The sequence below is a fragment of the Argonema galeatum A003/A1 genome (assembly GCF_023333595.1).
Classification (GTDB): Bacteria; Cyanobacteriota; Cyanobacteriia; order Cyanobacteriales; family Aerosakkonemataceae; genus Argonema; species Argonema galeatum.
In genome coordinates, this window is record NZ_JAIQZM010000024.1 from 7,986 (window position 1) to 23,840 (window position 15,855).

Consider the following 15,855-nt stretch of genomic DNA (forward strand, 5'->3'; position numbering starts at 1 on the left):
ATCTGCGTTCATCAGCGTTCATCCGTCTTCATCAGCGTTAAAAAATTAACCACCGATGAAAACAAAGAATTTGACGAGATCGCCCTGACACCAACAATGAGTAAAGACATCATAATCCTTACACATAGGCCACCAAAAAAACTCACGTTCTTATTCTTATCTGCGTTCATCAGCGTTCATCCGTCTTCATCAGCGTTAAAAAATTAACCACCGATGAAAACAAAGAATTTGACGAAATCGCCCTGACACCAACAATGAGTAAGGACATGATTATGACCAACAACCTCATAACAAACTCTTCATCGCTCTTGGAGTGTAAAAATGGCTAAACTAGAACAGCGCTTTGATTATGTAAAAATCGGTATCGCCTCACCAGAACGAATCCGTCATTGGGGAGAAAGAACATTACCAAACGGGCAAGTAGTGGGCGAGGTGACCAAACCAGAAACAATAAATTACAGAACGCTCAAACCCGAAATGGACGGTCTTTTTTGCGAGCGCATCTTCGGACCGGCAAAAGACTGGGAATGTCACTGCGGCAAATATAAGAGAGTCAGACATAGAGGCATAGTCTGCGAGCGCTGTGGAGTAGAAGTGACAGAATCGAGAGTGCGCCGTCATCGCATGGGCTACATCAAACTTGCCGCCCCAGTCGCCCATGTCTGGTATCTGAAAGGCATCCCAAGTTACATCGCCATATTGCTGGATATGCCCCTGCGAGATGTGGAACAAATCGTCTATTTCAACGCTTATGTAGTATTGGAACCGGGCAATGCAGACAACCTGAGCTACAAACAGTTGCTGACCGAAGACCAATGGATGGAGATAGAGGACCAACTCTATAGCGAAGATTCTCATCTATCGGGAATAGAGGTGGGGATTGGTGCAGAAGCCCTGCAAACTCTGTTGCAAAACATCAACCTGGAAGCAGAAGCAGAACAATTGCGGGAAGAAATCGCCACAGCGAAGGGACAGAAACGAGCGAAACTGATTAAGCGGCTGCGGGTGGTGGATAACTTCGTGGCGACAGGTTCCAAGGCAGAATGGATGGTGTTGACAGTCATCCCCGTCATCCCGCCAGACCTGCGACCGATGGTGCAGCTGGATGGGGGACGCTTCGCCACCAGCGATCTCAACGACCTTTATCGCCGGGTGATCAACCGGAACAATCGTTTGGCGAGATTGCAAGAGATATTGGCACCAGAAATCATTGTCCGCAACGAGAAGAGAATGTTGCAGGAAGCAGTTGATGCGCTGATAGACAACGGACGGCGGGGACGGACAGTGGTGGGGGCAAATAACCGGCCCCTGAAGTCCTTATCCGACATCATAGAAGGGAAACAGGGAAGATTTCGCCAAAACCTGTTGGGTAAGCGGGTGGATTATTCTGGGCGATCGGTCATAGTCGTCGGGCCAAAGCTGAAGATTCACCAATGCGGCTTGCCGAGAGAAATGGCGATCGAACTTTTTCAACCCTTCGTCATCCACAGATTGATTCGTCAGGGACTGGTCAACAACATCAAAGCCGCCAAAAAACTGATCCAGCGCAACGACCCCAGCGTCTGGGATGTCTTGGAAGAAGTGATCGAAGGACATCCGGTGATGCTGAACCGCGCCCCGACACTGCACAGACTTGGCATTCAGGCATTTGAGCCAATCTTGGTAGAAGGTCGCGCCATCCAGCTGCATCCCCTCGTCTGTCCCGCCTTCAACGCCGACTTCGACGGCGACCAAATGGCCGTTCACGTGCCGCTATCTCTGGAATCTCAAGCAGAAGCGCGGCTGCTGATGTTGGCATCCAACAACATTTTGTCACCGGCGACAGGGAGACCGATCGTCACCCCTTCTCAAGATATGGTTCTCGGTTGCTACTACCTCACCGCCGACAACCCCATCTTCACCAACCTTCGATCGCGTTATATGGCTAATTTCGACGACGTAGTTTTGGCTTACGAACAGCGCAAATTGAACCTGCACGAATATGTCTGGGTGCGATATGACGGGCCGATGGAAACCGACGAACCGGACACAGAACCTGTAGAAGTTCGGACAGAAGATGATGGCACAATTACCAAAATCTATAAGTTTCAGCGAGTGAGAGAAACTGCTGACGGCAAAGCAATTTCTCGGTACATCCGCACTACTGCGGGTCGGATTATCTACAACAAGGCTATTCAAGAAGTAGCGAGCTAAGTCATCAGTCATCAGTCATTGGTCATTAGTCATGGGTTTAAATCATCAAATCCAAAATCTAAAATCCAAAACATTCCTCAACTCTTTTGACCAATGACCAACAACCAAAAGCGTCATATCCAAAAACTTCAATTTCCCAAAAAAACTCATGTTCTTATTCTTATCAGCGTTTATCAGCGTTCATCCCTCTTCATCAGCGTTAAAAAATAAACCATTGATGAAAACAAACAAATCGACGAAATCGCCCTAACACCAAAAACAAGCAGAGACACGCTCATCCAAAAACTTCAATTCCCCAAAAAAAACTCATGTTCTTATTCTTATCAGCGTTTATCAGCGTTCATCCCTCTTCATCAGCGTTAAAAAATCAACCATTGATGAAAACAAACAAATTAACGAAATCGCCCTGACACCAAAAACAAGCAGAGACACGATATGACCTCATTTACCTCTCCGTAACCAATAACTAAGGACTAAAAGCTAATGACAGAAGATTTGGTATTTCGCAATCGCATTGTGGATAAAGCTCAGCTGAAGCGTCTGATGGAGTGGTCCTTCACCCATCTGGGAACTGCTCGCACCGCCCAAATGGCAGACAAGCTGAAAGAGCTTGGTTTTCGCTACGCCACCAGGGCCGGGGTATCCATCTCTGTGGACGACTTGCAGGTGCCGGAGAGCAAAGTCCGGCTGCTGGAAGAAGCAGAGGAAGAGATTCGCCTGACAGAACAGCGCTATACGCGGGGAGAGATCACGGAAGTGGAGCGCTTCCAAAAAGTGATCGATACCTGGAACAGCACGAGCGAATTGCTCAAAGAAGAGTGCGTGAGGAACTTCAAGAAAAACAATCCCCTCAATTCCGTCTACATGATGGCTTTTTCTGGGGCGCGGGGGAATATTTCGCAGGTGCGCCAATTGGTTGGGATGCGGGGATTGATGGCAGACCCCCAAGGGGAAATCATCGACTTGCCCATCAAGACTAATTTTCGGGAAGGTTTGACAGTAACGGAATATATTATTTCGTCTTATGGGGCTCGAAAGGGGTTAGTGGATACCGCACTGAGAACAGCGGATTCGGGATATTTGACCAGAAGGTTAGTAGACGTATCGCAGGATGTGATTATCCGCGAGTTCGATTGCGGGACGACGCGGGGCGTGACGATGCGGAGCATGACAGATGGCGATCGCATCCTTATCCCCCTGAAAGACCGGCTCATGGGTCGGGTGCTGGCCCAAGATGTGTTGCATCCTGCCACAAAGATAGTGATGGCGACCCGCAACCAACCTATTGATACCGAACTGGTGGAAAGAATTGCAGCGGCGAAAGTAGAGGAAGTGATATTGCGATCGCCCCTAACATGCGTTGCCGCCCGCAGCGTCTGTCAATACTGCTACGGTTGGAGTCTCGCCCACGCCTCAATGGTGGATCTGGGCGAAGCAGTGGGCATCATCGCCGCACAATCTATTGGCGAACCGGGCACCCAGCTCACCATGAGAACTTTTCACACCGGCGGCGTCTTCACCGGCGAAATGGCTCGTCAGGTACGCGCCACCGCAGCAGGAGTTGTCCACTACGCCAACGGCCTACGAACCAGACCATTCCGAACTCGCCACGGAGAAGAAGCGCAGGTGGCGGAAACGAACGGAGATCTGGCAATAGTGCCGGAAGATAGTAAGCAAAAACCCAAGAACGCCCTGTTTACCATCCCCATCATTCAAGGCTCCATCATCTTAGTGCCCGATCGAGCCACAGTCCTCTCCAACCAAATCCTCGCCGAAATCCCCATCACTGGGCGCAACGTCCGCCGCGCCACCGAGAAAGCAGTGAAGGATGTGGCTTCCGACTTGGCCGGAGAAGTGAAATTTGCAGACTTGTTGCCAGAGGAAAAGACCGATCGCCAAGGCAACACAACCCGCATCGCCGGACGCGGTGGCTTAGTCTGGATATTGAGCGGCGAAGTCTATAACCTGCCCCCAGGCGCTGAACCCACCGTGAAAAATGGCGATAAAGTGCAGCCCGCCAGCGTATTGGCAGAAACCAAGCTGATCTCCGAACACGGAGGTTCCGTTCGTCTCCCCCAAGAAAACAGAGGTTCATCACAGGGACGAGAAATTGAAATTATTACAGCTTCCGTTTTGCTGGATACCGCCAAAGTTCGGGTGGAAAGTTATCAAGGTCGCGATCATTATTTGATTGAGACAGTGAATGGAGAAGCTTTTTCTCTGAAGGCTACTCCGGGAACTAAAGTTCAAAATAATCAAGTTGTGGCTGAGTTGATTGACTCCAGCTATCGCACTCAAACCGGTGGCATCATCAAATATGCCGGAGTTGATGTTGCCAAACGGGGTAAAGCAAAGCAAGGTTACGAAGTAATCAAAGGTGGCACCCTTCTGTGGATACCTGAAGAAACTCACGAAGTAAACAAAGATATCTCCTTACTTTTGGTAGAGGACGGTCAATTTGTCGAAGCCGGAACCGAAGTAGTGAAAGATATCTTTTGCAGCGTCAGCGGCGTCGTGGAAGTTGTCCAGAAAAACGATATCCTGCGGGAAATAACAATCAAACCCGGCGACCTGCATATGGTCGAAGACCCAACAGAGGTTATCGCCCAAACCGCCACAGTCGTCAATCCGGGACAAGAAGTTATGCCGGGATTAGCAGCAACCGAACTTCGCTATGCCGAATATGTAGAAACTCCCGAAGGACCCGCCCTGCTTTTGCGACCGATCGTCGAATATGCCATCCCCGATCGACCCTCAGTTCCCACACAAAGAGGCAGCCGCGACAGTGAATTCCTCTCTGCCCTAACTGGTCTCGAATTGCGGGCCGTGCAGCGTTTGCCCTACAAAGATGGAGAGCGCGTGAAATCCGTTGAGGGTTTGGAATTGCTCCGAACTCAGTTGGTTTTGGAGATTGGCAAAGACGCTCCCCAGTTGGCCGCTGATATTGAGTTGGTATCCGATGAAGAAGATTCCCAGATATGGCGGCTGCAACTCGTCATCTTGGAATCCTTAGTTATTCGTCGGGATGTAGCCGCAGACGCAACCCAAGGCAGCACCCATACTCGATTATTAGTGCGCGATGGAGAAAGGATTCCCGCAGGAGCCGTAGTCGCTCGGACGGAAATCCAATGCAAAGAAGCCGGGGAAGTACGGGGCATCCGAGAAGGATCTGAAGCCATTCGCCGGATATTGGTAGTGCGGGATGCAGATACTCTGGCTGTAAGCACCAAAGGTCAAAAGCCGACCGTCTCTCTTGGCGACCTGCTCATAGCGGGAGCCACCATCTGCCAAACAGTAGATTCCAACTCAACCGCCAATACATCTATTCGCACCGAAGAATCTGGGCAAGTAGTAGAAATCAACAATGAGTACCTTATATTGCGAATCGCTCGCCCTTACCGCGTATCCAACGGCGCAGTTCTCCATATCGACGACGGGGATTTAGTACAGCGGGGCGACAACTTAGTACTGCTCGTCTTTGAACGCACTAAAACGGGCGATATTATCCAAGGTTTGCCCCGGATTGAAGAATTGTTAGAAGCTCGCAAACCGAAGGAAGCCTGCATCCTAGCTCGTCGTCCCAGCACCATCCAAATGGTCTACGGAGATGATGACCCCGATGAAATCAAGGCCCTGGAAGAAGATGGTACGATCGCGGAATACCCCCTCGGTCCGGGTCAAAACCTAATTGTCTCGGACGGTCAAGAGGTGAAGGTGGGAGAACCTCTGACAGACGGTCCCTCCAATCCTCACGAAATTCTGGAGATTTTCTTCGATTTCAACCGAGAACGAATGGGAATCTACGAAGCCGCTTTGACGAGTCTGCGGGCTACTCAAACTTTCCTTGTCAATGAGGTTCAATCCGTCTACCAGTCTCAAGGAATTGATATCTCTGACAAGCATATCGAAGTTATTGTCCGTCAGATGACTTCCAAAGTACGCATAGACGATGGCGGTGACACGACTATGCTTCCAGGAGAATTGGTGGAACTTCGCCAAGTTGAGCAAGTTAATGAGGCTATGTCTATTACTGGTGGAGCTCCTGCCGAATATACGCCTGTTCTGCTGGGGATTACAAAGGCATCTCTCAATACAGATAGCTTTATCTCAGCCGCCAGTTTCCAAGAAACTACGCGGGTGCTGACTGAGGCGGCTATAGAAGGTAAATCCGACTGGTTGCGCGGCTTGAAAGAAAACGTAATCATCGGGCGCTTGATTCCAGCAGGAACTGGTTTCAATGCCTACGAGGAGATGAATTCTCCAGACATAGATTTGGCTTACGAAACTGCGGTCTTAGACGATGAGCCGGGGGAGGTGGTTCTAGATGACCGAACTGCTCGCGCATACCGGGTGGAATCAGGGTTGGACAGTATTTGGCACCAATCCGATCTAAGTTCTGCTCCTCTTGCTCCTAATGCGGCGGGAGATGGGGTGGCTGATGGATATGGGTCGCGCTCTAGCTCTAACAATTCAGGAAGTTACAACAATCGCCCCAACTCCAATTTTCCTTCTTCTATCCTCGAAGATGATGAACTGATTGATGATGAATTGATTGATGACGACGAGGAGGACGACGAAGACGATATCGAGTAAGTCAGGAATTTTGGATTTTGGATTTTGGATTTTGGATTGGTAAATCTCACCTGCCCCTCTTCCCCCTAGCCCCTAGAAAACTCAAAATCCAAAATCTAAAATCTAAAATCTAAAATTCTTACATCTCTCCTGTCTTCACCTGAATCTGCTTAATTTCACCCGCCCGCCAGACAGAAGCGGTTAATACTTTGCCTACACGAGAAGATTCAACAATATTTTGCAAAGCTGTAGCTGTAGTAACGGGAGTGCCGTCAATTTCAACTACGGTATCTCCCTTCTTAAGACCCGAAGCAGCAGCAGGAGAATTAGGCACAACTCTTACGATCAACACCCCTTGAATTTCTGGAACTGTAATAGTAGAATTAGGGTCTTTGTTATTCTCCTTGGCTAATTCTGGGGTTAAGGTAAGCATTTGAATCCCCACATAAGGATGAGCAATATGAACGCCGCGTGCTAAGGCTAGAGCAATATCCTTCGCTTTGTCTATAGGAATAGCAAAGCCAATACCCATCGCACCAGCACGAATAGCTGTGTTAATGCCAATCACTTCCCCGTCTTCATTTAAAAGCGGCCCACCGGAATTACCGGGATTGATAGCTGCATCAGTTTGAATGAAGTCTAGTCGCTTATCTGGAATGCCGACTTCTGTAGAAGAACGATGCAGCGTGCTGACGATGCCAAGGGTGACGGTGTTGTCGAGTCCCAAGGGGTTGCCAACTGCTATAGCCCAATCTCCCACCTGCACCTGGGCTGAATCTCCCAGGGTTGCTACAGGTAAATCTGAAGAGGTATCAATTTTTACTACAGCCAAATCTGTTATTTCATCAGCGCCCCGGACTTGCCCTTCAAATGTACGTCCATCCTTCAATGTCACGGTGACTTTATCGGCTTTGTCAACAACATGAGCATTGGTGAGAATAATTCCACTTTTATCGATGATAAAGCCCGAACCCTGACCCCGCAGTAACTCTTGCTGCGGGCTACGCTGCATATAATCTTCTCCAAAAAAACGCCGGAAAAATGGATCGTCAAAAAACGGATCGATGCGTCGGGTAACCGTGCGTTCTATATCAATTCTGACAACTGCTCCACCAACCCGATTCACCGCTGCTGTCACAAAACTGGTGCTGTGCCTTGTGTTTGTAAGCTGTGCCACATTGCTGGGCTGCGGTAGCGTTGGGGCATTCGCGTTGGGGGGGCTTGCAAGAGATGGCGACACTCCTAGTATGCCCAAGATCAGAAGTGCCCCCAGAAGGCTGGCAAGTCCATAACGACAAATTTGACCCAGGAGGAGATAAAATTTCTCAATTCGCATAGCTTGATTTTTAGGCTCCGATGTGATAGATAAATTTTTGGTGTTTGTGGCGATGATTATTTCTAAAACTATTTTTACAGTTCAGGTGCGATCTGTGGAACAAATCTAAATCTTACCCAGAACCCTGCTGGAATTGGGCAGTAAACAATATCTTCTACTTTGTAGGTTAGGATCTTTAGTACGACTGTTCTATGGCTTGCTGAATGATTGGATCTAAAGACGAAATTTTATTTACCTCCGACAAAAATGAACATTCTGGCTCTAGCGACGATCGCCATATCCACGCCGATCGTTCTCATGGGGAAGGGAGTCCCCATCCGCACGTTCACTCTGAAGAATCCCTGCGCCGGATTGTCAACCGTCTATCTCGGATAGAAGGTCATATCCGGGGCATTAAGTCAATGGTACAGGAGAGTCGTGCCTGTCCTGATGTGCTGGTACAGATTGCCGCAGTTCGGGGTGCGTTGGATCGAGTGGCGAGAATGATTTTAGACGAACATTTAACTGAATGTATCGCCCGCGCTGCAAAAGAAGGCAATATCGAAGTGGAAATTGAAGAGTTAAAGGCAGCTTTGGATCGATTTTTGCCTTAACTATTAGTCATCGGTCATTGGTCAAGGAACTCAGAAACCCAGTGAGAGCAGGAGTTACCGGGTTTCTTTAGCTATGCGATCGCACCAACACCCCAAAATTCTTTTCTTATTATCCCGATCCTTATAGCCGCTGTTAGAAAAGGAGAAATATAGATGCACCCTGATATTTCAACCCCCCGCCTCACAAAGGTTGGGGGTTTTTTGTTACCAAGTGCCAAAGGGTCGGTTCTTTCGGGTCAAATGCTCTCACCCAGATGCTCTTAATTCTTCTTGCAGCATCTGCTGATAAATCTTTGGTAACTTTTTAGACATCGAATTAGTTTCGATTCCATATCCCAGACTCGTCCAAGTGCTAGAAAGCAGCCGCAACACCTCTTTCAACTTTCCCTGACGCAGCTGCTTGGAAATATCAGATCCCCAGACTTGGCGATCGCTCAACCAACCATAAACCACCGCATCCTGATACTCCGGCTCAAAACTGTAGCTAGTCCACAACAAAAACCGCGACGGCTTAGGATGATAACGCCTAGCCTTCTTTATCCAAGTTCGATTCAACATTTGATATCGTCCAGCCGCCGTCGAACAATTTCCCTTATTAGGCCCGGTAACAATTGTGACGCACCGCTCAGGATGATGGCTGAGGTCGCCGACCTGTTCCCCTCCGTAAATCACCGCATAAGGTTCTAGCACATTCGACTCACTCGCCGAGATGGTTCGCATCAAAGCGCGAATATAAGGGTCACCCCCTTTCATCACCAGCGGTATTGTGCCATATAAGCCCCTAGTCAAGTCAAGCTGCCTTTGCCGCTCTTGAAAAGAAGACCAAATTAGCAGGAAGAACATCAACGCAAAAGCAGCAGTACTACCGGCAAGGAGACGCCTTAAGGCTAAAGGGGGCAATTTTTGTGATGGAATCTTCCGCCGTGGCGATGAGCCTGACGGGATAGGCTGACGCGATCGCACTCGACCCATTCGACACTCCTCACCCTTGCGTGCCAATAAATTAAGCCACACCAGCGAATAGTTCCTGCCAATTTTTTTGCGGAGCCTCTGCCTTGGCAATAACTTCCACAATTTTATTTCGAGCCGACGGTTGAAATAGTGCCTCAACACACACTTGCGCCACTTTAGTGCGGGGAATGCGTCCATCAAACAGCGTGTCAACGGCAGACATCACAACTGGGTATGGATTTTCGTCATTTTGTAAGCCACCGGGACGGACGATCGTGTACGTTAAGCCACTTTTCTCAACATACTCTTCTGCTTGCTTTTTCCACACCAAAATTAGCCAAAATAAATTCAATGGATGGAACAGTTGGGAGGTACACAAAGACGTAACCAGCACAAAATGCTCAATTCCCTTGGCTTTGGCAGCGTCCACCAGATTTTTGGTGCCCTCGTAATCTACCTTGTATGGCCCCGTGGGATCGAAGCTGGGACTGGCACCCGTAGCACAGAGTATTGCAGTGCTATCAGCTATGGCGGTGTTGAGGCTGTCTGTATTTAGGACATCGCCTACAACTAACTCCGCTGCCTCAGGTAGAATTGCCCTAGCTTTGTCTAAGTCTCGGACTAAAGCCCGGACGGGTATATTGCGATCGACCAGCTCTTTTACAATCCTGCGACCAGTTTCCCCTGTTGCCCCTGCTACAAATACTTTCATTTGACAAGTTATCTTAGTGAAACGCCGACTCATTTATGCGAGTCCGCTTTTATCAACATTGTATGAACTTGAAACGAGGAATACTCGTTTTTCCATTAAGATTCCGACTTCTGGTAGAAATTTCGACCCTCGCATGGGCATCCTGAACATAGACAAAAGATAACTCGCACAGGAGAGCGTCTATCTATGCAGTCGCAGTACAGTGAAAATCAATCTTTGGAAGCTACAGAAGAAATTTTGGATATATTGCCCAATCCTGTCGATACTGATGAGTTAAACGAACCAAAAGCAGATGAGCTAGGTAAGACCCAGATCGAGCCAACACGCTTTCACGGCTTCTTTGAAGACTGCATGGAGATGTATGCTGATGCTCAAACCGTTGCTGAGTATCTAGACGCGCACCAAGGATGGTTTTGCCGCTGCGCCCACCCCATGAAAGCCGAACCGATCGGAGAGAATGGCTACGCCTTGACGGTAGGGCGCTTTGGTTCCTTTGGCTATCAGGTGGAACCCAAGGTTGGTTTGGAATTGCTACCAGCCCACGAAGGTATTTACCGTATCCGAACTATACCAGTACCCGATTACGTTGCTCCTGGTTATGATGTTGACTTTAATGCCACTCAATGCTTAGTGGAAACAACGACAAGCGATTTGGATGAAGGATTAGTGGCCTTATTGGGGCGCAATGCGAAATTAACAAGGATAGAATGGCAGCTAGATTTAGTTGTAACCATTCACTTTCCTAGATTTATTTACCGCTTGCCCACGTCTTTGATTCAAAGCACAGGCGATCGCCTATTAGCCCAAATTGTCCGCCAAGTCAACCGCCGCTTGACTCACAAAGTGCAGCAAGACTTTCACTCAACTTTGGGCTTGCCAATGCCCCATAAATCTAAGAAGTTTGCAGCTTAAGAGATGGTGGGAGTGGGGGAGAATGACAACTGACAACTGACAACTGACAACTGACAACTGACAACTGACAACTGACAACTGACAACTGACAACTGACAATCGATCACATTTTGCTAATAATCCTTAGCAGGATTTCCATGCCGCTCACCGCTTGCCACCCAAAAAATCCCAAAAGAACCACATTTAGGAAAATGTGGCTGTAGCGAGCCAAATCGTTGCCTTTCTGCATCAAAGGAGAAAGAGCGGCGGAAGTCGCAATTAAACTTGTCATGGTTAATCCTACCAGCAGGTGAGGCTGAACAAACAGCTTGTCGTTGTTAATGTAGGTAACGCCCATACCGAAAACTGTGAATACAACCATCAACGCCAAGAGCAAAGAACCGATTTGGTAGTGTCGGATGTTATACCTGCCCTTGATTAACTCTTTCTTGGCTTCCCCTTCTGCGTTTCTGGTACGTATGACTTGAATGCCCAGGTACAAGGCATAGATGGCTGTGGCTAACAACACCCACATTACAGTGGGATGTATGAATTGGCTCCAAACTTTAACGGATGCGGGGATTTCCAAGCTCATAGTATTATGCGGAGGATTGCTTAACTAACTTTATAAAAATTAGCATAATCTCCGTAATGATTCTTTGCAAAGTCGCCATTACCTCCAAGCTGTGACGCCCTCTTTTTCGTTATCATTGGCTTCGTGTTCTGCGAACTTTAGCAATAAGCGCTATATTTGCGTCAACAACCAACCGACAACCCGATCGTATGTCGGGGGGCGACCGGCAGGAAGAAAGATGATTATTCTGCATAAATTGAATGCAAGTATAGGCACTGTCTTCTCAAGTGCCTAATTTAACGCTAAGTTGACATTGCTGGGGATGCAATGAGGCGCAGCCATGACTTCCACATTAGATAAAGATGTCTTATTAAGACGGGCGGCTCAAAACGGTGAAATCGATCGAGTACAAGCGCTACTCGCTGAGGGTGCTAACATCAACGCCACAGACAAAGACGGCACCACTGCATTGATGTTTGCCGCCCGCAATGGTTACGCAGAAATTGTCCAGGATCTGCTGGAAGCCGGTGCAAACGTCAACCAGCCCAGAAGATTGTACAAGCTGACAGCTTTAATGTTGGCAGCTGCTAGGGGGCAGGTTGATGTCGTTGAGACTTTGGTGGCTAGCGGCGCTGACGTAAATGCCAAAAATGTTGACGGTAGCACCGCTTTAATGATATCGGCGCTGAAAGGTCATAGTGACGCGGTAAAGCTCTTGCTGGCTGCTGGTGCTGATGTCAATATCAAAGACAAGGATGACGATACTGCTTTGACTATAGCAGCGGAACACGGCCACGCAGATGTCGTACAAGCATTGCTGGAAGCTGGTGCTGATGTAAATGTAAATAGTGGTGGGGAAACGGCTTTAACTCTAGCAGCAGGTCAAAATTACGTCCAAACAGTTGAGGTACTGTTAGCTTGCGGGGCGGATGTGAATGCAAGGAACCAGGAGAAGAGAACTGCCCTGATGTTAGCAGCAGAGTCGGGTTATATGGCGATCGCGCAGCAGTTGTTGGCTGCATCCGCTGATGTTAATGTCAAAGACAAAGAGGGTGAGACGGCTTTGACTCTGGCAGCCGATCAGGGACATACTGCGATCGTGCTTGCACTGCTAGACGCCGGTGCTGACGCGAATACCAACAATTTAGATGGGTGGACGGCACTTATGGCAGCAGCAGCCGGAGGTTACACTGCCATTGTCACCGCTTTGCTCGACAAAGGTACTGCGATCGACGCTAAAGATGCTGATGGCGAAACGGCTTTACACCTGGCTGTTGTCGAGGGCTATGCTGAGGTGGTGGGGGTTTTACTCAACCGGGGGGCTGATGTCCAGGTGAGAAATGAACTTGGAGATACAGCTCTGCACTTAGCAGCTTTGCAAGATTACAGCAATATTGTGGCAAATCTGCGGCAAAAGGGAGCGGATAGCAATGCCAAAAACTTTGGCGAGACAGCTTTAACGATCGCAGTATCTCACAGAAACATTGACACGGTAAAAGTACTGTTGGATAGCGGTGCTGATGCTAACGTGCCTGATGATGGCGGAAAAACTGCCTTGATAAAGGCATCTGAATATGGTGATACCGACATCGTGCAGCTTTTAATTTCAGCAGATGCCGATGTCAATCTTCAAGATAGTACTGGTGCTACTGCCTTAATCTGGGCGGCTTCGCGGGGTTATGCCGACGCAGTAAAAGTTTTGCTCGACGCGGGTACTGATGCAAATCTAAAAAACCAAGGCGGCAGTACCGCTTTGATGATGGCTGAATTTAACGGTCATCCCAACGTTGTCAAATTGCTTAAAGCCGCTGGGGCTGATGATTGACTTGCCCATTACCGTCGGTGCGACGCTATTATGGGCCTGGAAAGGGAGTTATTACAATTATTGCAATAACTCCCCATCTATAGTAAATGACTTGGGGATTAATGTAAAAAGTGACGGATGCCAGTAAAGACCATCACAATACCCAATTCATTAGCAGCATCGATCGAGTCTTTATCGCGCAAACTACCACCCGGTTGTACAATGGCAATAATTCCCGCTGCTGCGGCTGTCCTTACAGAATCATCAAATGGGAAGAAACCATCGCTAGCAAGAAAGGCACCTTGAGCTTTTTCTGCCGCTTGTTCTAAGGCAATTTTGGTGGAACCAACCCGATTCATTTGACCCGCACCGACACCGAGAGTTGTGCGATCGCACGTTACTACAATAGCATTAGATTTAACGTGCTTGCAGACTTTCCAGGCAAACAGCAATTCTTCCAACTGTTCTGGCGTTGGTTGCTTCTCGGTGACTACCTCCCATTGGCTGGGATTTTCGATCGCATCATCGGCAGATTGAACTAGAAAACCACCTGCGATCGCTCTCACTGTTTCCTTCGGCCTACCACTCAAATCTGGCAAAATTAAAACTCTGACTTTCGATTTAGCACTTAGAATTTCTTGTGCTTCTGGTTCGCATCCCGGCGCTACAACGCATTCTAAAAATGTCTTTGTCAAAGCAGTTGCTGTAGGTGCATCAATCGGTTTGTTCAGAGCAACAATACCACCAAAAGCCGAAACAGGGTCAGCATTGAAAGCTTTTTCATAAGCTTCTGAGATGCTATTTCCCAGTGCTGTGCCGCAGGGATTGGTATGTTTGATGATTGTTGCAGCAGGAGTCTCAGTAAATTCAGCAATAATTCTCCGTGCAGCTTCTAAATCCACCAAGTTATTATAGCTTAGTTCTTTACCTTGGAGTTTAGTAGCAGCTGCCCAACCGCTCTTAACTGTTCCGGTTTGATACCATGCAGCGGGTTGATGGGGATTTTCGCCATAACGTAGGGATTGCAGCTGTTCTCCCGAAAGCCCAAACCGTTGTGGTAGAGACGTTTCATGAAAAGTCTCTAGAGGCGATCGATCGCCGAGATAAGTTGCGATCGCCAAATCGTAAGCAGCAGTGTGCGAAAATGCTTCCAAAGCACGCGCTTGCCGAAATTCTACAGACGCCTCTCCTCCATGCTGCCGCAACTCCTCTAAGTAAGCATCGTAGCGATCGGGATTGCACAAAACCGTCAGATGAGCGTAATTTTTTGCCGCTGCCCTGATCATAGCAGGGCCACCGATATCGATTTGCTCAATTGCCTCAGCCAAAGTGACACCTGATTTGGCAATTGTTTGTTCAAATGGATAAAGATTTACCACCACTAAATCAATCGGACGAATTTGATTTGCTTCCAAATCTGCGAGATCTTCCGGAAAATCGCGACGTGCCAGAATACCGCCATGAATGCGAGGGTGTAGAGTTTTTACTCGTCCTCCCAAGATTTCAGGAGAACCAGTGTAATCGGCAACTTTTGTAACTGGTATACCAGCCTCTTTTAGTGCTTGGGCAGTTCCACCGCTGCTGATTATATCGAACTCAAATTCCTCAACCAGTTTCCGGGCAAAGTCGATTAGATTAGTTTTGTCGGATACACTCAAAAGTGCCAAACGGGTACTCATTAGCAAATTCCTGATTGGTGCAAGTTAAGATTTTAAAGTTAAATACTAATCTTTGTTAACTTTTCGTTTAAATTTTGATTGGTGCTAAGTAAATGGGCATAATTAAACGTAAAACTCCAGGCCCAAAGAAACCCGGTTTCTTGGAGAAACCGGGTTTCTGGGAGTTCAGTTTATTTACGCCCACCTACTTACTTTCGGAAAACGGGAGGAACCTCACCCCCCCCAACCCCCCTCTCCGAGATCGGAGAGGGGGGAGAAAGATTTGGAGAGGGGGGAGAAAGATTTGGAGAGGGGGGAGAAAGATTTGGAGAGAGGGAGGAGAAAGATTTGGAGAGAGGGGGGAGAAAGATTTGGAGAGGGGGGAGAAAGATTTGGAGAGGGGGGGGAGAAAGATTTGGAGAGGGGGGAGAAAGATTTGGCGAGGGGGGAGAGAAAGATTTGGAGAGGGGGGAGAAAGATTTGGCGAGGGGGTGAGTAAATTTCCCCCCTCCCCGTTGACGGGGAGGGGTTGGGGGTGGGGTTCCTGGCTGTAAACTAGAAAATATGGATA

General features: G+C 48.3%; 11 protein-coding genes. 6 read left to right on the forward strand and 5 right to left on the reverse strand.

The window, feature by feature from the left end; all coding sequences use genetic code 11:
- The 3 genes from LAY41_RS21890 to LAY41_RS21900 all read left to right on the forward strand — a co-directional run.
- A partial coding sequence (locus LAY41_RS21890; RefSeq protein WP_249102896.1) for a hypothetical protein occupies positions 1 to 207 on the forward strand: 207 nt, incomplete at its 5' end.
- A 114-nt stretch (positions 208 to 321) separates the two neighbouring features.
- Positions 322 to 2,193: a DNA-directed RNA polymerase subunit gamma gene (locus LAY41_RS21895; protein WP_249102897.1), complete on the forward strand. Its 1,872-nt coding sequence runs from the start codon at positions 322 to 324 to the stop codon at positions 2,191 to 2,193.
- 483 nt (positions 2,194 to 2,676) lie between these two features.
- The gene (locus LAY41_RS21900; protein WP_249102899.1) at positions 2,677 to 6,786 is read left to right on the forward strand and encodes a DNA-directed RNA polymerase subunit beta'; all 4,110 of its coding nucleotides are present in this window, start codon (positions 2,677 to 2,679) and stop codon (positions 6,784 to 6,786) included.
- 118 nt (positions 6,787 to 6,904) lie between these two features.
- On the opposite strand, the gene LAY41_RS21905 is transcribed toward LAY41_RS21900, so the two are convergent.
- Positions 6,905 to 8,101, reverse strand: coding sequence for an HhoA/HhoB/HtrA family serine endopeptidase (locus LAY41_RS21905; RefSeq protein WP_249102900.1), 1,197 nt, complete (start codon positions 8,099 to 8,101; stop codon positions 6,905 to 6,907).
- A 203-nt stretch (positions 8,102 to 8,304) separates the two neighbouring features.
- On the opposite strand from LAY41_RS21905, the gene LAY41_RS21910 reads away from it, so the two are divergent.
- The gene (locus tag LAY41_RS21910) at positions 8,305 to 8,694 is read left to right on the forward strand and encodes a metal-sensing transcriptional repressor (RefSeq protein WP_249102901.1); all 390 of its coding nucleotides are present in this window, start codon (positions 8,305 to 8,307) and stop codon (positions 8,692 to 8,694) included.
- A 246-nt stretch (positions 8,695 to 8,940) separates the two neighbouring features.
- Here the strand turns inward: LAY41_RS21910 and LAY41_RS21915 are convergent, their stop codons facing one another.
- Positions 8,941 to 9,708, reverse strand: a complete 768-nt coding sequence (locus tag LAY41_RS21915) for a glycoside hydrolase family 24 protein (protein WP_249102902.1) — start codon at positions 9,706 to 9,708, stop codon at positions 8,941 to 8,943.
- Complete coding sequence (locus LAY41_RS21920; RefSeq protein ID WP_249102903.1) at positions 9,698 to 10,357, reverse strand: SDR family oxidoreductase; 660 nt, start codon at positions 10,355 to 10,357, stop codon at positions 9,698 to 9,700. Before LAY41_RS21920 ends, LAY41_RS21915 begins: the two co-directional genes overlap by 11 nt.
- Before the next feature lie 186 nt (positions 10,358 to 10,543).
- On the opposite strand from LAY41_RS21920, the gene LAY41_RS21925 reads away from it, so the two are divergent.
- Positions 10,544 to 11,269 carry a DUF1997 domain-containing protein gene (locus LAY41_RS21925; RefSeq protein ID WP_249102904.1) on the forward strand — a complete coding sequence of 242 codons (726 nt, stop codon included), beginning with the start codon at positions 10,544 to 10,546 and terminating at the stop codon, positions 11,267 to 11,269.
- 103 nt (positions 11,270 to 11,372) lie between these two features.
- On the opposite strand, the gene LAY41_RS21930 is transcribed toward LAY41_RS21925, so the two are convergent.
- Entirely contained in the window at positions 11,373 to 11,843 is a 471-nt protein-coding gene (locus LAY41_RS21930; protein WP_249102905.1) for a DUF4079 domain-containing protein, read from the reverse strand.
- A 319-nt stretch (positions 11,844 to 12,162) separates the two neighbouring features.
- Between LAY41_RS21930 and LAY41_RS21935 the strand changes: the two genes are divergently transcribed.
- Complete coding sequence (locus tag LAY41_RS21935) at positions 12,163 to 13,647, forward strand: ankyrin repeat domain-containing protein (RefSeq protein ID WP_249102906.1); 1,485 nt, start codon at positions 12,163 to 12,165, stop codon at positions 13,645 to 13,647.
- A 98-nt stretch (positions 13,648 to 13,745) separates the two neighbouring features.
- Here LAY41_RS21935 and purH read toward each other — a convergent pair whose 3' ends face one another.
- A complete protein-coding gene (gene purH, locus LAY41_RS21940; protein ID WP_249102907.1) occupies positions 13,746 to 15,305 on the reverse strand; it encodes a bifunctional phosphoribosylaminoimidazolecarboxamide formyltransferase/IMP cyclohydrolase in 1,560 nt (519 codons plus the stop codon).
- Between the last annotated feature and the right edge of the window lie 550 nt (positions 15,306 to 15,855).